This window comes from Thioalkalivibrio sp. AKL10 (assembly GCF_000381845.1).
GTDB lineage: Bacteria > Pseudomonadota > Gammaproteobacteria > Ectothiorhodospirales > Ectothiorhodospiraceae > Thioalkalivibrio > Thioalkalivibrio versutus.
Map to the genome: position 1 here is coordinate 200,020 of NZ_KB907144.1, position 20,067 is coordinate 220,086.

Annotated in this window: 20 protein-coding genes and 2 pseudogenes; 2 read left to right on the top strand and 20 right to left on the bottom strand. The window is 66.4% G+C overall.

The window, feature by feature from the left end; all coding sequences use genetic code 11:
- Positions 1-20: 20 nt before the first annotated feature.
- A pseudogene (locus G333_RS0109620) lies at positions 21-440 on the bottom strand (aminotransferase class I/II-fold pyridoxal phosphate-dependent enzyme); the annotation flags it as partial.
- 3 nt (positions 441-443) lie between these two features.
- Between G333_RS0109620 and G333_RS0109625 the strand changes: the two are divergent.
- Positions 444-998 (top strand): annotated as a pseudogene (locus G333_RS0109625) (sodium-dependent transporter); the annotation flags it as partial.
- 48 nt (positions 999-1,046) lie between these two features.
- Entirely contained in the window at positions 1,047-2,714 is a 1,668-nt protein-coding gene (locus G333_RS0109630; protein WP_018939084.1) for a Na/Pi symporter, read from the top strand.
- Between the two features lie 83 nt (positions 2,715-2,797).
- On the opposite strand, the gene G333_RS0109635 is transcribed toward G333_RS0109630, so the two are convergent.
- The 19 genes from G333_RS0109635 to G333_RS0109725 all read right to left on the bottom strand — a co-directional run bounded on the left by G333_RS0109635 (position 2,798) and on the right by G333_RS0109725 (position 19,976).
- Complete coding sequence (locus G333_RS0109635) at positions 2,798-3,967, bottom strand: aminotransferase class I/II-fold pyridoxal phosphate-dependent enzyme (RefSeq protein ID WP_019628366.1); 1,170 nt, start codon at positions 3,965-3,967, stop codon at positions 2,798-2,800.
- Positions 3,968-4,002: 35 nt separating this feature from the next.
- Positions 4,003-5,454 (bottom strand): ribosome biogenesis GTPase Der, encoded by a 1,452-nt coding sequence (gene der / locus G333_RS0109640; protein WP_019563131.1) that lies wholly within the window; start codon positions 5,452-5,454, stop codon positions 4,003-4,005.
- Positions 5,455-5,503: 49 nt separating this feature from the next.
- On the bottom strand, positions 5,504-6,664 hold the full coding sequence (bamB, locus tag G333_RS0109645) for an outer membrane protein assembly factor BamB (protein WP_018951250.1): 1,161 nt from the start codon (positions 6,662-6,664) through the stop codon (positions 5,504-5,506).
- A 45-nt stretch (positions 6,665-6,709) separates the two neighbouring features.
- The gene (locus G333_RS0109650) at positions 6,710-7,324 is read right to left on the bottom strand and encodes a tetratricopeptide repeat protein (protein ID WP_018176998.1); all 615 of its coding nucleotides are present in this window, start codon (positions 7,322-7,324) and stop codon (positions 6,710-6,712) included.
- 23 nt (positions 7,325-7,347) lie between these two features.
- Positions 7,348-8,628: a histidine--tRNA ligase gene (gene hisS / locus G333_RS0109655; protein WP_018650321.1), complete on the bottom strand. Its 1,281-nt coding sequence runs from the start codon at positions 8,626-8,628 to the stop codon at positions 7,348-7,350.
- 46 nt (positions 8,629-8,674) lie between these two features.
- Positions 8,675-9,847, bottom strand: coding sequence for a helix-turn-helix domain-containing protein (locus G333_RS0109660; RefSeq protein ID WP_019628367.1), 1,173 nt, complete (start codon positions 9,845-9,847; stop codon positions 8,675-8,677).
- Positions 9,844-10,614 carry a type IV pilus biogenesis/stability protein PilW gene (gene pilW / locus G333_RS0109665; RefSeq protein ID WP_018939091.1) on the bottom strand — a complete coding sequence of 257 codons (771 nt, stop codon included), beginning with the start codon at positions 10,612-10,614 and terminating at the stop codon, positions 9,844-9,846. Before pilW ends, G333_RS0109660 begins: the two co-directional genes overlap by 4 nt.
- A complete protein-coding gene (locus G333_RS0109670) occupies positions 10,611-11,744 on the bottom strand; it encodes a bifunctional tRNA (adenosine(37)-C2)-methyltransferase TrmG/ribosomal RNA large subunit methyltransferase RlmN (RefSeq protein ID WP_018145980.1) in 1,134 nt (377 codons plus the stop codon). The genes pilW and G333_RS0109670 overlap by 4 nt, the downstream gene beginning before the upstream one ends.
- Before the next feature lie 107 nt (positions 11,745-11,851).
- Positions 11,852-12,283, bottom strand: coding sequence for a nucleoside-diphosphate kinase (gene ndk, locus G333_RS0109675; RefSeq protein ID WP_018145981.1), 432 nt, complete (start codon positions 12,281-12,283; stop codon positions 11,852-11,854).
- Positions 12,284-12,650: 367 nt separating this feature from the next.
- Complete coding sequence (iscX, locus tag G333_RS0109680; RefSeq protein WP_018145982.1) at positions 12,651-12,854, bottom strand: Fe-S cluster assembly protein IscX; 204 nt, start codon at positions 12,852-12,854, stop codon at positions 12,651-12,653.
- Positions 12,855-12,868: 14 nt separating this feature from the next.
- Positions 12,869-13,207 carry an ISC system 2Fe-2S type ferredoxin gene (gene fdx / locus G333_RS0109685; RefSeq protein WP_018145983.1) on the bottom strand — a complete coding sequence of 113 codons (339 nt, stop codon included), beginning with the start codon at positions 13,205-13,207 and terminating at the stop codon, positions 12,869-12,871.
- 4 nt (positions 13,208-13,211) lie between these two features.
- Entirely contained in the window at positions 13,212-15,095 is a 1,884-nt protein-coding gene (hscA, locus tag G333_RS0109690; RefSeq protein WP_019563135.1) for a Fe-S protein assembly chaperone HscA, read from the bottom strand.
- Positions 15,096-15,126: 31 nt separating this feature from the next.
- Positions 15,127-15,651: a Fe-S protein assembly co-chaperone HscB gene (gene hscB, locus G333_RS0109695; RefSeq protein ID WP_018169503.1), complete on the bottom strand. Its 525-nt coding sequence runs from the start codon at positions 15,649-15,651 to the stop codon at positions 15,127-15,129.
- A 105-nt stretch (positions 15,652-15,756) separates the two neighbouring features.
- Positions 15,757-16,080 (bottom strand): iron-sulfur cluster assembly protein IscA, encoded by a 324-nt coding sequence (gene iscA, locus G333_RS0109700; protein ID WP_018939093.1) that lies wholly within the window; start codon positions 16,078-16,080, stop codon positions 15,757-15,759.
- A gap of 7 nt (positions 16,081-16,087) precedes the next feature.
- Entirely contained in the window at positions 16,088-16,498 is a 411-nt protein-coding gene (gene iscU / locus G333_RS0109705) for a Fe-S cluster assembly scaffold IscU (RefSeq protein ID WP_018145987.1), read from the bottom strand.
- Between the two features lie 54 nt (positions 16,499-16,552).
- Complete coding sequence (locus G333_RS0109710) at positions 16,553-17,776, bottom strand: IscS subfamily cysteine desulfurase (protein ID WP_018145988.1); 1,224 nt, start codon at positions 17,774-17,776, stop codon at positions 16,553-16,555.
- A 6-nt stretch (positions 17,777-17,782) separates the two neighbouring features.
- Complete coding sequence (locus G333_RS0109715) at positions 17,783-18,295, bottom strand: Rrf2 family transcriptional regulator (protein ID WP_018145989.1); 513 nt, start codon at positions 18,293-18,295, stop codon at positions 17,783-17,785.
- Positions 18,296-18,353: 58 nt separating this feature from the next.
- A complete protein-coding gene (gene cysE / locus G333_RS0109720; protein WP_196800523.1) occupies positions 18,354-19,181 on the bottom strand; it encodes a serine O-acetyltransferase in 828 nt (275 codons plus the stop codon).
- Positions 19,182-19,238: 57 nt separating this feature from the next.
- On the bottom strand, positions 19,239-19,976 hold the full coding sequence (locus tag G333_RS0109725) for an RNA methyltransferase (protein ID WP_019628369.1): 738 nt from the start codon (positions 19,974-19,976) through the stop codon (positions 19,239-19,241).
- Positions 19,977-20,067 lie beyond the last annotated feature (91 nt).

Below are 20,067 nucleotides of genomic sequence, written 5' to 3' on the forward strand. Positions count from 1 at the left end.
ACTGAGTGCGGCCAGGGGGATCACAACAAGCCCCGCAGGCGCTCGACGGCCTCGCGCAGGCGGGACTCGGACTGGGTGTAGGCGATGCGCAGGTAGTCTCGACCCCGGCTGGGGCTGAAATCCGTTCCCGGCGTCAGGGCCAGGATGCGCGCACAAAGGACCTCGGAGTCCGGGCCATGGGCGGTACAGTCCGCATAGATGTAGAACGCGCCCTCCGGCCGCGCCTGGACCTCCAACCCGAGCCCCGGCAGCGCCTCCAGCAGCACGTCCCGGCGGCGTTTCAGCTCGCGCACCCGCGATTGCAGCAACGCCTCGGTCTCGGGCGCAAAGGCCGCCAGCGCCGCGGTCTGGGCCATGCTGGCCGGCGCCACAAACAGATTCTGTGCCAGGCGCCGCACCGGGTCCACTCAGGTCTCCGGCACCACCATCCAGCCCAGGCGCCCGTGTTCGCCCATGGGCTGAACCCTGCCGCGGGGCCGGGTCTGATATTCGAGGCTCTGCCCCTGGCACTCTCGGCAATCCCGGCGGGTGTGCTGCGCGCGACCGTATTTTTCGTGGTCCTGGGTATCGGGGTATTCAGCACCATGATGGCCAATGTGCAGGTCTTGATGCACCTGCTAAGGGAGCGCTTCGGGATGCATCCGGCCGGGGCTGCGATGATCTCCGGACTCGCAATCTGGGGGCTCAGCCTGATCACCATTGCCTCGTTTACCGATGCCGAATGGGCGCAGATCGAGCTAACCCTGCTGGGGCGAGAATTGCCCACGCTCTACCACCTGATCGAGCATGCCTCAATCGATACCCTGCTACCCATGAACGGATTGCTGATCGCCCTGTTCGCGGGCTGGGTCACCCCCAACCAGATCGCCGCCAGCGAGATGGGACAGTGGCGAATCACCGACTCGTTACGGCGCACGATCCTGCGCTATCTCGCGCCCGCGGCCCTGCTCGGCCTCTTTTGGCAGCTGTCGGACCTGGGCGGCCATCTGCCGTTGTGAACGACGCCCGCTGCACGTTTCGTCCTCAGGCCCCGTTAGAATACGCCCATGAATGATGAATGGATCGTCACGTTCGAGATCGCCGCCACCCTGTTCGCGGGACTCGGGCTGTTCTTCGTCGGCATCCGCCTGATCAGCGAACATCTGCGCCAGTTGGCGGATCGGCGCCTGCGCACCCTGGTCGGACGGGCAACCGCAAGCGATCGTTCGGCTGCCGCGCTGGGACTAGTAGGCGGGGCCATCAGCCAGAGCATCCACGCCGTAATCTTCGTGCTGATCTCGTTAGTGACCGCAGGCGTGCTGGATGCGCGCCGTGCCCAGCCGGTCATCAACTTCGCCAATCTCGGGACCTCGCTGCTGGTGCTGATCGCCGCCCTGGACCTGAGCCTGATGGTGTTCATCCTGGTGGGTGTGACCGGTCTGCTGTTCTATTTCGATCGCGACCAGTCCGCTCGCCTGCGCCATCTGATCCGCGCGCTGCTCGGCATTGGGCTGCTGTTTCTGGGCCTGATCTTCATCAAGGAGGGGGCCAAGCCGCTGGCCGACCTCCCCTGGATGACCGAACTGATGTCCCTCTCGGCGCAATCCCTGCTGATCGCGTTCGTGACGGGGCTGGTATTCGCGGTCATCGCCCACTCCGCCTCCAGCATCACCATCGTCACCATGGCCTTGGCCGCCAGTGGCGTGATTGATCTGGAGTACGGGCTGATGGTGGTCTACGGCGCGGGCTTCGGCACGGGCATCAGCACCCTTGTGCTGGCCGCCTCGCACAAGGGGCTCGGGCGGCAGCTAGCGCTGTACCAGTTTATCCTCAAGGCCATGGGGTTGGCCCTGCTGCTTCCACTGTTCTGGATCGAGTTCTACGGCGGCATCCCGCTGGTCGCGGCCTTGCTGGCCGCGCTCCCGGTCGGGATTGGCTTCCAGATCGCGTTCTCCTATGTGCTCTATCAGATTGCCTGCGACATGGTCATGCACCCGTTCCACCACCGCGTCGCCGACTATCTCGAACGCAAGGCCCCACCCACCGCGGAGGAGACCCTGGGAAAGCCGAAGTACCTGTACGCCGGGGCCCAGAACGACGCGGGCAGTGCCCTGATGCTCGCTGAACAGGAGCAGCTGCGCCTGCTGCGGCATCTGCCGGAATATCTCGACGGCGTGCGCGACGAGATTCCACAGCCCCGTCACGACCGCGTTAGCCTGCAGCGCGGCGGAACCCAGGTCGCGGACGCGACGGCACAATTCCTGGACGAGATCCTGTCTGGCGCCCTCAGCGGCGCCACCCTGGACCATGCGATCGTATTGAAGAGCCGGAACGAACTGATCGGGTCGCTGCAGGAGACCCTCAACGACCTGGTCATCGAGGTCGAACGCGCACGCACTGGCAAGGACTCGGCCGAGGCGCGTGCGCTGACCCATGGCCTGATCGAGACCCTCCACATGATGCTGCTGACGCTGAACGATGCGGCGCGTACCGAGGATGCCGACGACATCGAACTGCTGCAGTCGCTGACCCATGATCGATCGGAACTGATGGACTCGATCCGGCGCCGTCTACTGACCGGCGGCGAACTCGTCGGCAGCACGCGCGACGCAGTGTTCGGTGCCACCAGCCTGTTCGAGCGCGGGGTCTGGCTGCTGCGCCGCTACTCCCTGCTGTTGGCCTCCCCGGAGGGCGCTCGCCACGAGGCCCCCGAAACCGCAGCCACCAGCGCATAGGAGCCGAGTACTTTCGGCGATCTTGGCCTCGCCAGAGGGCTAGCCTCCTACAGTGCGATGGTCCCGGAACCGCGAGAGCCGTGTCACCCGCGGGCGAACACGGTTTGCAGGCGCTCCAGCGCCTCGCGCAGGCGGGACTCGGACTGAGTGTAGGCAATGCGCACATAATCACGACCGCGGGTGGGGCTGAAGTCCGTCCCCGGAGTCAGGGCCACCCCCGTCTCGTCCAGGATTCGGGCACAAAGGGCTTCGGAATCCACTCCATGCGCCCGACAGTCGGTCCAGACATAGAACGCCCCCTCCGGGCGTGCCTGCACTTCCAGGCCGAGCCTGGGCAACGCGTCCAGTAGCACATCCCGGCGCGCCTTTAGTTCCTGGACCTGGGACTGCAGCAGGGCCTCGGTTTCGGGGGCGAAAGCCGCGAGTGCGGCGGCCTGCGCCACAGTGCCCGGGGCCACGAAGAGGTTCTGCGCCAGACGCCGTACCGGGTCCACCCAGGCTTCCGGCACCACCATCCAGCCCAGGCGCCATCCGGTCATGGCGAAGTACTTGGAGAACGAGTTGATCACCACCACATCCGGGAAGCCGGCCGCGGCACTGGGCTCCGGGGTATCGAAGACGATCTGGGCGTAGATCTCGTCCATGATCACCAGGCCTCCCCGCTCGCGCACGACCTCGACGATCGCAGCCAGCCGATCACGCGACAGGCAGGTCCCGGTCGGGTTCGCCGGCGACCCCAGCAGCACCGCCCGGGTATTGGCGCCCCACCCGGCGGCAATCGACTCGGCGGTCGGCTGGAAGGCATGTTCTGCATGGACGGGCAAGCCCACGGGGGTCGCCCCACGCGCGGCGACGAACTGGCGGTTGCAGGCGTAGCCGGGGTCCGGCAGCAGGACCTCCTCGCCCGGATTCACCCCTGCCGCCAGCGCCAGCAGGATAGCTGCGGAGGCACCCGCGGTGATCACGATGCGTTCCGGATCGACCTCGGCCCCATGGCGTCGCCGGTAGTCGGCGGAGAGCGCCTCGCGCAGGGCCTGGGTCCCGTGCGCGGGGGTGTAGCGGGTATCCCCCTCCGCCAGCGCGGCGCGACCGGCCGCGATTACCGCGGGCGGCGTCGGGAAGTCCGGCTCCCCTACCTCCAGGTGGATGATGTCGCGCCCGGAGCGCTCGGCCGCCTGGGCCCGTGCCAGGATGTCCATCACCCGAAACGGCTCCACTACCTCGGCGAAGCCGGACAGCGCCGGGTCACGCATCGGATTGGCGGGATGCCCCGGGACCACCGGCGCGATCAGCGGCGCACGTGCCGCATCAGGCGCTTGCGCTTGTACTGCTGCCTCGGGGTGAGCTTGTTGCGCCGGCCCGCATAGGGATTGCGCCCGGAGCGGAATTCGAGCCGCAATGGTGTCCCGACCAGCTTGAGCTGCTTGCGGAAGAAGTTTTCCAGGTAACGCTTGTAGCTCCCGGCCAGCGCATCGGTCTGATTGCCGTGGATCACGATCACCGGCGGGTTCTGCCCCCCCTGGTGCGCGTAGCGCAGCTTGATGCGCCGGCCGCTGATCATCGGCGGCGCATGCTCCGCCACCGCGGCCTCCAGCAGGCGCGTGAGCTCCGGCGTGGAGATCTTGCGGAAGGCACTGGCGTGAGCCTCGCACACGTCGTCCAGCAGATGCCCGACATTGGTGCCGTGCAAGGCCGAGATCAGGCGCATGCGGGCAAAATCGACAAACCCCAGGCGCCGGTCCAGCTCGTCGCGGATGCGCTCGCGCGCGTGGTCGTCCAGGCCGTCCCACTTGTTCACGGCCAGCACCAGCGAGCGTCCGGCCTCGATGACCATCCCCAGCAGGTGGGAGTCCTGATCCGACAGCCCGGCATGGGCGTCCACCACCAGGACCACCACGTGGGCGGACTCGATCGCCTGCAGCGTCTTGATGACGCTGAATTTCTCGATCACCTCGTGGACCCGGCCACGGCGGCGTACACCGGCGGTATCGATCAGGGTGTACTCCTGACCGTCGCGTTCGAACGGGACAAAGATGCTGTCGCGGGTCGTACCGGCCACTTCCGTGGCCACCACGCGCTCATCGCCCAGGATACGATTCACCAGAGTCGACTTGCCGACGTTGGGGCGTCCGACGATCGCGACGCGAATGCCCGGCCAGTCATCCAGCGCCGCCTGCTGCGAGGCTTCGTCGAGGCCGTCACTGGCGGCCTCGTCGTCTCCGGCATCTTCACTGGCCGCCCGGCGCGCGGCCGCCACGTCCTTGCGCACCGCCTGCATCAGGCCCTGCACGCCGCGCCCGTGTGCCGCGGCAATGGACGTCACCTGCCCCAGCCCAAGCGCATAGAACTCCGCACTGACGGAATCGGCATCCAGACCATCGGTCTTGTTCACAACGACCCGCGCCTTGACCCCGGCGCCACGCAGCTGATCGGCAATCGCCTGATCCTGCGGCGTCAGGCCGTCACGGGCATCCACCAGGAACAACACATGATCGGCTTCGGCCACCGCGCGCTCGGTCTGCTCGGCCATGGCCCGGTCCATCTGCGCGCCCTCGCCCGAGAGCCCGCCGGTGTCCACGACCAGATAGGGAAAGTCGCCGACCTTGCCAATGCCGTACTGGCGATCACGCGTCAGTCCGGCGACGTCCGCCACCAGGGCATCGCGCGAGCGCGTGAGCTGATTGAACAATGTGGACTTGCCGACATTCGGCCGACCGATCAGGGCGATAACCGGAATCATCTGCGGCTGCGCCCTGCGCGGAGAACCCGGCGTCCTGAAAACCTGTGGCTCACTCGTCACCCCGGATTGAGGGATTCACGGCCGTCAGCTGCCCGTTGTCGGTGACGACATACAGCGTGCCGTTCACCAGGGTGGGACGCGTAACCACGGAACCGGAACTGGCGCGCAGCCGGGCGACAATGCGCCCGTCCTCGACGTCGATCCAGTGCAGGTAGCCCTCGTAGTCGCCGACGATGGCGTGCTGGCCGACCACCACCGGCGCGGTCACACCACGCAGGCGCAGGCCATCCATCTGCCACAGGTCACCACCGCTGCGGGGCTCCAGGCCCCACAGGTGGCTCTCGGCATCGGTCACGACCAGGACATCGGAACGCGTATCCACATCCCCGCCTTGATAGGAAGAAAAATCACGGACCCAGAAGATCTCGCCGGAGTTGAGATCCAGCGCCGCGAGCCTTCCCTGGTAGGTGGCCGCAATGGCAGCGCCGCGATACATCGGGATATGCCCGTCCAGATCCACCATGCGCTCGACCTCCGTGCGCCCGGTGGGAACCCCCAGGGTGGTCTCCCACAGCACGTTGCCGCGGTTGAGCCCCAGCATCAGCAGGCGGCCGTTGTCGAACCCGGCCAGCACACGGCCGGAGGTGATCTGCGGGCGCTGGGCCCCGCGCAGGCTCAGCGAGGGCGTGGTGCGCAGCGCGGTCCACTGGGTGGCGCCCGAGTCGGCGTCCAGGGCATGGATGCGGCCGTCGTTGGTACGCACGATGACCAGGCCGCCAGACACATCCGAGACTGCCAGCACCTCGCTGGAGAGCGCCGCACGCCAGCGTTCGCCATCGCCGTCCAGATCCACGCCGATGGCGTAGCCGTCCAGCGTCCCGACCACGGCGAGGCCGTCACCGACGCCGACCCCCGCGGAGACCCGGGCATCATCCAGGCGCACCTGCCAGCGCTGGCTGCCACCGTCGGGATTCAGACCGGAAACCCGCCCGGCGGCGTCGCTCATCACGACCAGGTCGTCGGTGATTCCGGGATAGACCTGCCACAGGAAGCGCTCGCCACCGCTGCCCACCGAGCGCGACCACAGCCGCTCCGGCTGCGCTTCGGCCTCGAACTCCGGCAGGTCCGCCGGCGGCTCGGTGGTATCGCGCGACCACAGACCGCAGGCGCTCAGGGACAGGATCAGCGCGCTGGCAATCAGCAGGCGCACGACCGGACTCGCAAGGGAAGGCACAGACATCAGGCGACGGGTCCTCTAGACGGAAAGTTCTTCGTATTTCAGACGCAGGTACTCGGGGCTGTGCCCCGCGTCCAATGCAGCCTCGTAATGCTCGCGGGCCCGCTCGCGATCGCCACGGGCGCGGGCCAGATCCCCTTCGAGCTCGCGCTTCAGCCCCGTGAAGGCATCACTGCGAACGTCCGCCAGGGTCGCCGCGGCATCATCCAGGCGCTCGGCCAGGATCATCTGGCGCGCAAGACGCAGCGTTAGCACCTCGCGATACCCGCGATCGGGGGCCGCGTCACGCGCAGCCTGCAGCGCGTCGATCGCGGTGTCGGTGTCGTCCTGAGCGATCGCCACATCGGCCCGGTAGACCCAGGCAAGCGCGCGGTAGGGCGTACCCCGTCCCTGTTCAATCACCGCGTCGGCCAGTTCCAGCGCGCGATCGGTCTGGCCGGTCTGACCGGCGACCTGCAGGGCCTGATACATCTCGGAGGACACCTGGGCGCGCGATTCCTCGCGATCGCTCCACCAGTTCCAGCCGAACAGGCCGCCGACCCCGAGAACCAGGCCGGCCACAATCGCCATGCCGTTGTTCGCCCACCACTGCTTGATGCGTTCGGCTTTTTCTTCGTCGGTGAGATAACTCATCGTGTTCTCTATCCTTGCGTTGACTACGAGCGCTCTTGCAGAGCCGTGCGCAGATGGTCGGTGAGGGCTGCACGGTCGACGGCCACCTGCTCGCCGCCCTGCGATCTTAACGGCTTCACCGTGACGGTGCCCGCGGCATGCTCGTCACTACCGAGCACCAGGGCATAGTGCGCCCCCAGACGATCGGCACGTTTCATCTGCGACTTGAAGCTGCCGCCACCACAGTGCTGGACCAGGCGCAGCCCCGGCAATTCGCCACGCAGCTGGTCCGCCAGTTGCAGTGCCGGGCCAACCAGTTCGTCGCCGCCGACGATCAGGTAGGCATCCGGACCCGGCGCTGCCGGGGCGTCTTCGCGCGCCTCCAGCAGCGCGACTAGCCGCTCCAGGCCCATTGCCATCCCGATCGCCGGGGTGCCGCGGCCACCGAGCTGTTCGACCAGGCCGTCATAGCGCCCGCCGGCGCAGACCGTACCCTGGGCACCGAGATCCTCGGTGATCCACTCGAATACTGTATGCGTATAGTAATCGAGCCCACGCACTAGCCGCGGGTTGTGCTCGTACGTGATGCCCAGCGCATCCAGATGCGCGCACAAGCCGTCGAAATGGGCGCGCGACTCAGCGTCCAGATCATCCATCAGGCTGGGGGCCTGCGCGACCACCTCGCGGGTATCGGGATGCTTGCTGTCGAGGATGCGCATCGGGTTGTCGTACAGCCGGCGCTGCGCCTCCTCGTCCAGGGCGTCACGATGCTGCTCGAAATAGGCGATCAGGTGGTCGCGATAACGCTGCCGGCTTTCCGGGGTGCCCAGCGTGTTCAGCTCCAGGCGCACGTTCGAGAGCCCGAGCATGCGCCACAGCCGTGCGGTCATCGCGAGCATCTCGGCGTCGACATCCGGCCCCGGCAGGCCGAACACCTCGACCCCAACCTGGTGGAACTGGCGATAGCGCCCCTTCTGCGGGCGCTCATGGCGGAACATCGGCCCCAGGTACCATAGTCGCTGCACCTGGTTGTGCAGCAGCCCGTGCTGGATCCCCGCGCGCACGCAACTCGCGGTGCCTTCCGGGCGCAGGCTCAGGCTGTCGCCATTGCGGTCGTCGAAGGTGTACATCTCCTTCTCGACGATATCCGTGACATCACCGATGGAGCGCTTGAACAGCTCGGTCGACTCCACGATCGGCATGCGGACCTCGTGGTAGCCGTAGGCCTCCACAACCTCGCGCAGGGTGGCTTCCAGATGCTGCCAGACATGAATGGACTCGGGCAGGATGTCATGCATCCCGCGGATCGACTTGATCGCTTTCATGGTGTCTTTTTGTTTGTACGTGATGGCCTGCCGGGAAGACCCGGGCTCAGCCTTCCAGATCGAAGCGCGCGGTGCGGTCGCTCCGGATATGCGTCTCGACGTCCACCGGCTCGCCATCCAGCGTCAGCGAGACCCCGGACGCGTTGCCCAGGATCACCCGGCCAGGCAGATCCAGGCGAATTTCCTCGCGGTCACCCGAGCTGAGCACGCCGGTCAAAACCACCTCGTCGGCGGCATCGCGGATCTCCACCCAGGAGGTCTCGCCAAATTCCAGCACCAGTTGCGCGCCCTCACCCGCCACCGGACCTTCACCGGAAGTCTCGATCACCGGGGAAGCATCCAGTGGGGCTGCGCTTTCGGCCCGCACGGGGGGCTCTGGCGTGACCGGCTCTTCCGGCACGGCCAGGCGTTCGGTCAGGGCCTCAGCCAGCACGGTGGATTCCGAGGATGCTTCCGGGGCACCGGCCAATCCCTCGGCACCCGCCGGCTCCGGCTGGGTGCCCTCCGGGAGGGCCTCCGGCGCGGGCGTGACGGGCTCCGGATCAGTGCTCCCGGCAATCGACGGGCTCCGCCCTTCGGCGTCGTCCGGGGACTGGAAATCGGCGAGGCTCGGGACGGCATCCCGCGCCTCGCCCAGGTTCAGTGACGGCCACCCGGGCGTGTCCGTGCGCTCGCTCCAGGCATAGACCCCAAGCCCAAGCAGGATCACGGCCAGCAGCAAGGCGAGCCAGTAAATACCGCGGCCGCGCCGACGCTGACGGTCGCGCGCGGAGGGCGTTGCGACGGCCCGGAGTTCGGGGTCGACCATCCCGTGGCTCTCGAAGGACTGAATCCACGGGTCCGCGGCCACGCCCAGTTCGCGTGCGCAGGAGCGCAGATAGCCGCGCACGTACGCCGGCGGCATGTGATGAAAGCGATTGGCCTCCAGGTCTTCCAGGGTGCCGCGCCCGAGGTGGATGCGGCTGGCCAGGGTCGCGGTGTCCAGACCGGCCGCCTCACGCGCCCGCCGCAGACTGGTGCCGGGCTCGTCCTCACCGCGGGGCGCCTCCGGTCCGGATGCCTCCGGGTGGTCCCGGGTGGTCAGGCCATGCGCGGCGGAGAAGGACGGCTCCGGATCGGGGTCCGAACCCTCGGTGCGCAGGGAGGCGACGTTGTTCGTTGAATCATCGACATCTTCGACTCGCCCGAGGCCCGGTTCCTTGTCGCGTGGATCGCTCACCCTTCACGCTCCAGCCGGCGCAGCTCGGCCATCTCGTCGCTGTCCGGGTGATGGCGGCTCAGGCGCTCGGCACACGCGTTGGCCGCGCGGCTGTTGCCCAGCGCGCTTTCGGCCTGATAGCACAGCAGCAGCGTCTCGGCATTCTCGACCCCCTGGCTGTCCAATCGCTGCAGGAAGGCCCGCGTCTGCATCGGCCGGTCGTCCTGATAAGTCAGCCGCGCCATTTCCAGAAGCGCGCGGGGATACTGCGGATTGAGTTCCAGCGCCCGGCGCAACTGCCGCTCGGCCTCCTCGGCATCGCCCGCGTCCGCGTGACAGACGCCGGAGTTCATGTGGGCGATGTCGCGGCGATCGTAATCCGGATTCCTAATCGCCTTGGCGAACAGCTCCTGAGCCTCGTCGAAGTCCTCGCGAGCGCAAAGCAATGCGCCCAGATTGGTCTGCGCAAAGGGGTTGTCCTCGTCGCGGCGCAGGGCCCGGCGATAGTGTTCCTCGGCACGGTCCAGCTGGTCCTTGCGCTCGTAGATCGCTGCCATACCGATATTGGCGAGGACATAGCCGGGGTCATAGTCCAGCGCCCGCCGCAGGTTGCGCTCGGCCTGCTCGAACTCGCCCTCGCGCAGATAGCCGATGCCCAGTTCGGCATGCACCTCGGCGGCATCCTCGCGTTCGCCGGAGACCGGTCGGTCGGCCGTGGCGGCACAGCCACCCAGCAGCAGCGCCAGGGTCAGAACCCCGGCGATGCGCAAACCCGCGCGTCCAGTCATGAAGCCCTCCGATCCGTCTGTGGCAACTCGGCATGCAGGCGGAACATGCGCATGCCACGATTGGTTCGATCCTCGACCTGCCCCACCAACTGCCCGCAGGCGGCATCGATGTCGTCGCCCCGGGTGCGCCGGACGGTGGTCACGTAGCCGGCCTTCTGCAGGCGCCGCTCAAAGGCCAGGACGGTGGCCTCCGACGGGCGTTCGAACGGAGCCCCCGGGAACGGGTTGAACGGGATCAGGTTGATCTTGCCGGGAATACCCCGCAACAGCCCGGCGAGCTCGTTGGCGTGCTCGGGCTGGTCGTTGACGCCGGCCAGCAGGACGTATTCGAACGTCACGCCACTGTGGGCATCGGTTGCCTCCACGTAGCGGCGGCAACTGTCCAGTAGCTCGGCGAGCGGGTACTTGCGGTTGATCGGCACCAGACGGTCGCGCAACGCGTCATTGGGCGCATGCAGGCTGACGGCCAAGGCGACATCGGTATGTGCGCTCAGACGATCGAGGGCTGGAACCAGGCCCGAGGTCGAAAGGGTCACACGGCGCCGGCTGAGACCGTAGGCATTGTCGTCGGTCATCAACTGACAGGACGGGACCACCGCATCGAAATTGGCCAGCGGCTCGCCCATACCCATCAGGACCACGTTGCTGACAGCCCGCTTGCGGCCATCCGGCGCCGGGAGCCGCTGCATGGCCAGCCACACCTGACCGATGATCTCGGCACTGGTGAGATTGCGGTTGAAGCCCTGCTGGGCCGTGGAGCAGAAGGTGCAGTCGAGCGCACAGCCGACCTGGGAGGAGATGCACAGCGTCCCGCGCCCGCCCTCGGGGATGAAGACGGTCTCGATGGCATTGCCGTCGGGGAGCCGCAGCACCCACTTGACGGTACCGTCGGAGGAGGCCTTTTCCAGACCGATCTCGGGAACGCGGATCTCGGTCTCGCGCTCCAGACGATCGCGCAGCTTGCGCGACACGTCGGTCATCTGTTCGAAGTCGGTGACCCCGCGCTGATGGATCCACTTGATCAGCTGGGTGGCACGAAAACGCGGTTCACCCCACTGCGCCAGCAGCTCGACGAGCTGTTGGTGGCTGTAGCCCAGGAGATTCAGGGGGGTGGAGGATGTGTGTGCCATAACAGGGACCGGTTGGCTCAAGTCCCCTAGTGTACTGTGCCGAAGGGATGCCTGCCTACGGGGCCCGCTGCGCGGTGCAGCCGGGCCCCGCAGTGCCTGCGGAGCTCTTATCGGGTACGCGGGCAGACGCCGTCGTCACCGAAGAAGAACGCGATCTCGCGCTCGGCGGTTTCCGGGGCATCGGAGCCGTGCACGGCGTTCTCGTCGATGGAGACAGCGAAGTCGGCGCGGATGGTGCCCGGAGCCGCTTCCTTCGGGTTGGTCGCACCCATGATGTCGCGGTTCTTGGCAATGGCGTCCTCGCCTTCCAGGACCTGCACCAGCGCCGGGCCGGAGATCATGAACTCGACCAGATCGTTGAAGAACGGGCGTTCCTTGTGCACGTCGTAGAAGCCTTCGGCCTGCTCGCGGCTCAGGTGCATCATGCGCGCGCCAACGACCTTCAGGCCGGCCTTTTCGAAACGGCTGATGATGTCACCGATGGCATTCTTGGCAACGGCGTCAGGCTTGATGATGGAAAGGGTGCGTTCAACGGCCATGGGGCGGCTCTCCTGGTACTTGGATTGAATATCGGTCGCTGGGCCCGGCTACAAACGCGAGAACCCGCCGAACGGCGGGTTCCCAACGCAAAAAAGACGCGGACGCAACGTGCGGCGCGTAGTCTAGCGACCTGACGCCCCTGCAGCAACGTCACCGGCCTGGATTCATCACGAAGCGCACGCAGACACGCAGAAGGTCGAGGGACGGCACAGAAGCACAGGCCGCGATACCACTTCGCATCGGTGAGCTATCCTGGCATCGGGTAGGCGTTTCAGCCCCTTGCCCGTCCCGGTGTCCTCTGTGCTCTCTGTGGCGAAAAAGGGTCTGGCCCTTCTTCGTGTGCTTCGTGGTCGATCCAAAAACCCGTCAGTCGTCGACGTCAGCCTCGTCCATCCAGGCAAGCTGGATCGCCTCGAGGACGCGTTCTCCCGAGCGCTCGGGATCGTCGTCGAACTCCGGCAGGTTCATCACCCACTGGCGCAGATCCACGAAGTTGATATGGCGCGGATCGACGTCCGGGTGCTCATCGGCCAGCTGGATCGCAATTTCCTGGGTTTCAGTCCACTTCATCGCCTATCCCTCGCTCAGTGGTTCTCGGAGACCTGGTTAATGGTGTACTTCGGCAGTTCCACCACGAGATCGCGGTCGGCCACAACGGCCTGACAGGAAAGGCGCGAGTCCGGCTCCAGCCCCCAGGCCTTGTCGAGCATGTCTTCTTCGTCCTCGGTGGCCTCACCCAGGCTGTCGAGGCCTTCACGCACATAGACATGACAGGTCGTACAGGCGCAGGACTTCTCGCAGGCGTGCTCGATCTCGATGCCGTTTTGCAGTGCAAGATCACAGATGCTGATGCCCGAAGGGGCCTCGAGGGAGGCGCCTTCGGGGCAGATTTCCTCGTGGGGTAGAAAGATTACCTGGGGCATGTTCTCAGTTCCCTGCGTCGTATTCGCTAACGTTGTGACCGGCGAGTGCCCGCCGGATGCTGTCATTCATGCGCCGCGCGACGAAGGCCTCGGAGGCCTGCTCGACGCGCTTGCGCGCGGCCTCGATCGCGTCCGGGTCGTCGCCCTTCTCGCGTTCGGCGCGCAGGGCATCGCGCGCCTGTTCGATGGTCTGGCGCTCCTCCGGCTCCAGGTAGCGATCACCATCGGTCTGCAGCGCGGCGTCGATCGCCTCCAGCACGCGGTCGGCCTCCACCTGTTCTTCGCGCAGGCGGCGGGCCTCCATATCCTCGCGCGCGGACGATGCCGAATCGCGCAGCATCTGCTCGATCTCGGAATCGGTCAGCCCATAGCTCGGCTTGACCTCGATATGCGCCTCCACGCCCTGAGTCTGTTCACGCGCGGTCACGTTCAACAACCCATCGGCATCCACCTGGAAGGTCACCCGGATGCGCGCCGCGCCGGCGACCATCGGCGGGATGCCGGACAGGGTGAACTGGGCCAGCGAGCGGTTGGCGTCCACCACGTCGCGCTCGCCCTGCACCACATGCAGGGACATCGCCGTCTGGCCATCCTTGAAGGTGGTGAACTCCTGGGCCCGCGAGACCGGGATGGTGGTGTTGCGCGGGACAATGAACTCGACCAGCCCACCCATCGTTTCCAGGCCCAGGGACAGCGGGATCACGTCCAGCAGCAGCAGTTCCGTATCCGGCTTGTTGCCGGCCAGGATGTCGGCCTGCTGCGCGGCGCCAATCGCCACGACGCGGTCCGGATCGATCCCGGCATGCGGGACCCGACCGAAAAACCCTTCCACCGCCTCGCGCACCGCAGGCATACGGGTGGAACCACCCACCAGCACGACCTCGTCAATCGCACCCGTCTCCAGGCCCGCATCCGCGAGGACCTGCTGGCAGGCCTTCATGGTGCGATCCAGCAATGGACGAGCCAGCCCCACGAGGGTTTCGCGATCCAACGCGCCGGACCAGGTGGAGCCGTCCGCGCGTACAACCTCGACGGCAGTACTCGCGGCATCAGTCAGGGCCTCCTTCGCCTGGCGCGCGGCCAGCAACACCCGACGCAGACGCTGCGGGTCGTTCTCGCCGCCCATCCCGGCCTGGTTCAATAGCCAGTCGGCGATGGTGCGGTCGATGTCATCGCCGCCCAGGGCCGAGTCGCCACCGGTCGCCAGCACCTCGAACACACCGCGGCGCAGCTGCAGTATGGAGATGTCGAAGGTCCCACCGCCCAGGTCGTAAACCGCGATGGTGCTCTCCTCGCCCTGATCCAGCCCGTAAGCCACCGCTGCGGCAGTCGGTTCACTGATCAGGCGAAAAACGTTCAGCCCCGCCAATTGCGCGGCATCGCGCGTGGCCTGGCGCTGGGCATCATCAAAGTACGCGGGCACGGTGATCACCACGCCCTCGAGTTCGTCGCCCAGGGTCGCTTCGGCCCGTTGGCGCAGGGTGTGAAGGATATCGGCGGACACCTCGACGGCGGTCTTGTCACCCGCGGCCGTCTCGATCCGCGGCACGCTGGACTCGCCGGTCTTGAGGCGGAACGGCAGCTCGCCGGACAGGCGCGCAACATCCGCAGCGCCGCGTCCGATCAGGCGCTTAACCGAGGCGATGGTGTTGTGCGGATCATCCGCCGCGTGCTCCGCGGCCGCATACCCCACGCTCACCCCATCCGCGGCATAGTGGACCACCGACGGCAGGATATGCCGGCCCTGCTCGTCCGGCAGGGTATCCGCCTCGCCACTACGCACCGTGGCGACCAGCGAATGGGTCGTGCCGAGGTCGATCCCGGCCGCGAGGTGGCGCTGATGCGGCGCGGACTCGGCTCCGGGTTCGGTGATCTGCAATAACGCCATCGGGTGTTCGGCTCCTTCACATGGCCGCGGATCAACCGCGCGCCAGGTTCTGTCGGGTTCGTTTCAATTCGTCCAGCAAGCGGTCGAAAAAGCGCAATTCCAGCACGCGGTCCTTGGCCTCCGGTGCCGGGGCCACTGGATCCTTCAAGGCATCCGCGACCTTTGCCCGTGCCTCGGCCCGGGCCTGCTCCAGCTCTTCGCCGGCGGCCTCCAGCGCGGCACCATCCCTGGCCGCCGCGGCCTCTTCCATGCGTTCGCGCCACTCGATCTGCGCCTCGATGAACTCGATGTTCTGGCTGGTATCGCGTTCCGGGTCGAACGCCACGCCGGTGCGCTCCAGCAGGTGCAGCGCACGGCGGTAGTCATCCCCGAGGATCGCGTAGGCCTCGTTCACGTCGGCCGCCACCGCCGCCGCCATGCGCCGGGCCTGGTCGCCCTGGCGCACGAAGCGGTCCGGATGCAACTCTGCCTGCAGGCGGCGAAAGCGCTCGTCCAGCTGTTGCCGGTCCACCTCGAAGGCGACCGGCAGATCGAACTGCTCGAATGGGTCGTTCATCAACTCTCGGCCTCAAGAAGCACTGGCGGCGCACTGACAAAAGAAAAGGGGTGGGACGACGACCAGCAATCGGCCGCCATGCACCACCCCGGATGCGATCGTCAGTCAGATACTGAAGCTTTCACCACAGCCACATCGGGCCTTCTCGTTCGGATTATTGAACTTGAACCCTTCGTTCAGGCCTTCCTTGCCGAAATCCAGCTCGGTGCCATCGAGGTACACGAGGGACTTCGGATTCACCACCAGCTTCACGCCGCGATCCTCGAACACCGTATCGGTGTCCTCGATATCGTCGGCAAACTCCACCACGTAGGCCATGCCGGAGCAGCCGGTCGTCCTGACAGCCAGCCGCACGCCCACGCCCTTGCCTCTCTTGTCGAGGAAGTTGTGGATCCTTTCGGCTGCGGGTTCGGTCACTGTAATCGACATAGCACCCTCAGGCAGACTTCTTCTCGGCTTCCGCGGCCTCGCCGTGGCGCTCCTGGTAGTTGGACACGGCCGCCTTGATTGCGTCCTCGGCCAGCACCGAGCAGTGGATCTTCACCGGCGGCAGCGCCAGTTCCTCGGCGATCTGGGTGTTCTTGATCTGGCTGGCTTCTTCCAGGGTCTTGCCACGCACCCATTCGGTGAGCAGCGAGCTGGAAGCGATCGCCGAACCGCAACCGTAGGTCTTGAACTTGGCGTCCTCGATGATGCCGTCGTCGTTGACCTTGATCTGCAGCTTCATCACGTCGCCGCAGGCCGGGGCACCGACCATGCCGGTGCCGACCGTGTCGTCGTTCTTGTCGAAGCTGCCGACGTTGCGCGGATTTTCGTAGTGGTCCAGAACCTTGTCACTGTAAGCCATGACCGTTCTCCTGTTGCGTGTGTACGCGTTGCGTTAGTGGTGTCGAGCGGACCCCTAGTGGGCCGCCCACTCGACGGTGCTCAGATCGACGCCGTCCTGGTACATCTCCCACAGTGGCGAGAGTTCGCGCAGCTTGGCGACCGCGGCGCGCACAATCTTGACCGTGTGGTCGACCTCTTCCACCGTCGTGTAGCGACCGATGGAGAAGCGGATGGAGCTGTGGGCCAGCTCGTCGTTGCGGCCCAGGGCACGCAGGACGTAGGACGGTTCCAGACTCGCCGAGGTACAGGCCGAGCCGGAGGACACGGCGATGTCGCGCAGCGCCATGATCAGGCTCTCGCCCTCGACGAAGTTGAAGGACACGTTCAGGTTGTGCGCCACGCGCTGTTCCTGATCGCCGTTCAGATAGACCTCTTCCATGCCGTCGAGACCCGTCCACAGACGGTCGCGCAGCATGCGGATGCGCTCCAGCTCGGGGCCCATCTCGGCACCGGCGAGCGCAAAGGCCTCACCCATGCCGACAATCTGGTGCGGTGCCAGCGTGCCAGAGCGCATGCCACGCTCATGGCCGCCGCCGTGCATCTGCGCCTCGATCCGCACGCGCGGCTTGCGGCGCACGAACAGCGCGCCGATGCCCTTCGGACCGTAGGTCTTGTGCGCAGAGAAGCTCATCAGGTCCACCGGCAGGCTGGACAGGTCGACTGCGACCTTCCCGGTCGACTGGGCCGCGTCCACATGGAACACGATCCCGCGCTCACGGCAAAGGTTGCCGATCGCCTCGATGTCCTGGATGACGCCGATCTCGTTGTTCACGTGCATCACCGAGACCACGATGGTGTCGTCACGCATCGCGTCTTGCAGCTCCTGCAGGTCGATCAGGCCGTTTTCCTTCACACCCAGGTACGTGACCTCGAAGCCCTCGCGCTCCAGTTGACGCGTGGTGTCGAGCACGGCCTTGTGCTCGGTCTTCACGGTGATGATGTGCTTGCCCTTGCGCTGGTAGAAGTGCGCGGCACCCTTGATCGCCAGGTTATCGGCTTCGGTCGCACCGGAGGTCCAGATGATTTCCTTGGGATCGGCGCCCACCAGCTCGGCGACCTGGCCGCGAGCGTTCTCCACCGCCTTCTCCGCGCTCCAGCCAAAGCTGTGGCTGCGCGAGGCGGGATTGCCGAACAGGCCGTCCTTGGTCAGGCAGCCGGCCATCTTTTCGGCCACGCGCTCGTCAACCGGCGTGGTCGAGGAATAATCGAGGTAGATCGGCAGTTTCAGGTCACTCATTGCGCGTTAGCTCCTTTCCGCGGCCGCTTTGGCGGTCGCATGGCTTTTTCCGGTCGAGGCTTGCAGAGGGGCGCCGTGCATCACGACCTCCTGCACGCCGTCTTTTTCCATTTGTTCCCGATGGCGCTGCAGTACATCCGCCAGCGAGCGGGTGCTGAGGAAGTCATAGACCTGCTGACTCAGATCGGTCCACAGGTCGTGCGTCAGGCAGCGCGAATCCGAATTGCAGTTGGCCTTGCCGCCGCAGCGGGTGACGTCCACCGGCTCGTCCACCGCCACCACGATATCGGCCACGCTGATCCCCTCCGGTTCACGGCTGAGGGCATAGCCCCCGCCCGGCCCGCGACTGCTGTTCACCAGCCCCTTGCGGCGCAGCCTGGAAAAAAGCTGCTCCAGATAGGACAGCGAAAGCTTCTGCCGCCGCGCCACTTCGGCCAGGGATACCGGCCCGTTGCGGGTGTGCATCGCCACATCGAGCATGGCGGTGACGGCGTACCGGCCTTTGGTCGTCAGTTTCATGGTTGAGTGCACTTGTCAGTCATTTGCCGGCAAGCTTAGCAATACCCGAGCAAAACGATCAAGTATTCCCTTGCTGTTTACGTTCTTGTTGGGTCGCCACGCTCGGCGGAACCTCGCACTCGTCCGGCTCCAGACCTTCCAGATCGCAGGCCTCCAGCGGGCCCGAATCATCCTCGCCCAGGGCCTCGCCCGGATCGATACCGGCGCGCTTGAGCGCCTGGCAGGCCCGTTCCATGCGCTCGTCCAGGTCGTGTACGCGCTGCACGATGCGGTGGATCGCGTTGGCCACCGGATCCGGCATGTCCCGCGAGAGGCCGTAGGCATCGAAGCCCATGCGGTCCGCCATCTGCTGGAAGCGCGGATCGGGCTCGGGCCGCGGGCCGAGCACCCGGGCGGGGATGCCAACCGCGGTCGCCTCCGCCGGAACATCCTTCAGCACCACTGCGTTGGAGCCAATGCGCGCGTGGTCGCCCACGTGGATCGGGCCCAGCAATTTGGCACCCGCACCGATCACCACCTCGTTGCCGAGCGTCGGGTGGCGCTTGCCGCCTTCCCAGGTGGTGCCGCCCAGGGTCACCTGGTGGTAGATCGTGCAGTCGTCGCCGACCTCGGCGGTCTCGCCGATCACCACCCCCATGCCATGGTCGATAAAGAACCGTCGGCCGAGGGTCGCCCCCGGATGGATCTCGATGCCGGTCACCCAGCGGCTGAAGTTCGCGATCACGCGCCCCAGCCAGCGCATCCGGTGGTTCCACAGCCAGTGCGCGAGGCGGTGATACCACAGCGCATGCAGGCCGGGGTATGCGGTCAGCACCTCGAAGGCGTTGCGTGCCGCCGGGTCACGGTCAAACACGCAGCGAATGTCCTCGCGCATCCTGTCAAACATGGGCCGGCCTCAAATCCCGAGTCATCCGCTAGGTTATCACGCCGGTTTCCGGCGCCCTCAGCGGCCCCTTTCCGTGTGCGTCAATATACCGCGCAGCATGCGCACCTCGCTGCCGGTCAGTCCGGCGCGCATATAGAGGTGCCGCAAGCGCCGCATCAGATTGCGCGGATTGTCCGGGTCGAGCACCTCGATGGTCGTCAGGGCCTGCTCGAAATGACGGAACAGACCCTCCATCTCGTCTTGGGTCGCGAGCGGGTCGCGTGCCTCCCCTGCCGCACTCGCCTGCCCGGGATCCATTCCGGTCAGGGCCGCCATTCGGAGCGCGTAGGTCATTACCTGCACGCTGCCGGCCAGGTTCAGGGAGCTGAAATCCGGCACCGTCGGGATCTGCACAAACGCGTTGCAGTAATCCAGCTCGGTGTTGGTCAGACCACTGTGTTCACGTCCGAAAACCAGGGCCACCGGTCCCAGGGCCGCGTTCTCCAGCGCCTGCCCGGCCGCCACGTCCGGGCCCAGCACCGGTACCGAGTGGGTGCGCAGCCGGGCACTGGTACCCACCACCCACACGCAGTCGGAGACCGCGGCGGCCACATCATCCACCACGCGCGCCCGCGCCAGCAGGTCATCCGCCCCGGACGCCAGCGCCGTGGAATCGGCATGCGGAAACCGCTCCGGCGCCACCAGCACCAGATCCGTCACTCCCATGGCCTTCATCGCACGTGCGGCGGACCCAATGTTGCCCGGATGCGTCGTACCCACCAGCACGACGCGCACCCGTTTCAGGCGTTCTTCCATTCGTGGAGTCTCCGTTGCCATGCCCGCATCAAAGCTCGCGGATTGTACACAGGGGGGCTCTCGACTTCCCAAAAAAGAGCGGCTTGTGTAT

Bases quoted from the DNA above. Each gene is read 5' to 3' on its own strand.
- cysE (WP_196800523.1), bottom strand. From the start codon at position 19,181: ATGTTTGACAGGATGCGCGAGGACATTCGCTGCGTGTTTGACCGTGAC.
- iscU (WP_018145987.1), bottom strand. From the start codon at position 16,498: ATGGCTTACAGTGACAAGGTTCTGGACCACTACGAAAATCCGCGCAAC.
- hscB (WP_018169503.1), bottom strand. From the start codon at position 15,651: ATGAACGACCCATTCGAGCAGTTCGATCTGCCGGTCGCCTTCGAGGTG.
- der (WP_019563131.1), bottom strand. From the start codon at position 5,454: ATGATTCCGGTTATCGCCCTGATCGGTCGGCCGAATGTCGGCAAGTCC.
- G333_RS0109635 (WP_019628366.1), bottom strand. From the start codon at position 3,967: ATGCGTGACCCGGCGCTGTCCGGCTTCGCCGAGGTAGTGGAGCCGTTT.
- G333_RS0109715 (WP_018145989.1), bottom strand. From the start codon at position 18,295: ATGAAACTGACGACCAAAGGCCGGTACGCCGTCACCGCCATGCTCGAT.
- G333_RS0109670 (WP_018145980.1), bottom strand. From the start codon at position 11,744: ATGGCACACACATCCTCCACCCCCCTGAATCTCCTGGGCTACAGCCAC.
- hscA (WP_019563135.1), bottom strand. From the start codon at position 15,095: ATGGCGTTATTGCAGATCACCGAACCCGGAGCCGAGTCCGCGCCGCAT.
- G333_RS0109710 (WP_018145988.1), bottom strand. From the start codon at position 17,776: ATGAGTGACCTGAAACTGCCGATCTACCTCGATTATTCCTCGACCACG.
- pilW (WP_018939091.1), bottom strand. From the start codon at position 10,614: ATGACTGGACGCGCGGGTTTGCGCATCGCCGGGGTTCTGACCCTGGCG.
- G333_RS0109630 (WP_018939084.1), top strand. From the start codon at position 1,047: ATGAATGATGAATGGATCGTCACGTTCGAGATCGCCGCCACCCTGTTC.
- hisS (WP_018650321.1), bottom strand. From the start codon at position 8,628: ATGAAAGCGATCAAGTCGATCCGCGGGATGCATGACATCCTGCCCGAG.
- fdx (WP_018145983.1), bottom strand. From the start codon at position 13,207: ATGCCCCAGGTAATCTTTCTACCCCACGAGGAAATCTGCCCCGAAGGC.
- G333_RS0109650 (WP_018176998.1), bottom strand. From the start codon at position 7,324: ATGAGTTATCTCACCGACGAAGAAAAAGCCGAACGCATCAAGCAGTGG.
- ndk (WP_018145981.1), bottom strand. From the start codon at position 12,283: ATGGCCGTTGAACGCACCCTTTCCATCATCAAGCCTGACGCCGTTGCC.
- iscA (WP_018939093.1), bottom strand. From the start codon at position 16,080: ATGTCGATTACAGTGACCGAACCCGCAGCCGAAAGGATCCACAACTTC.
- G333_RS0109725 (WP_019628369.1), bottom strand. From the start codon at position 19,976: ATGGAAGAACGCCTGAAACGGGTGCGCGTCGTGCTGGTGGGTACGACG.
- iscX (WP_018145982.1), bottom strand. From the start codon at position 12,854: ATGAAGTGGACTGAAACCCAGGAAATTGCGATCCAGCTGGCCGATGAG.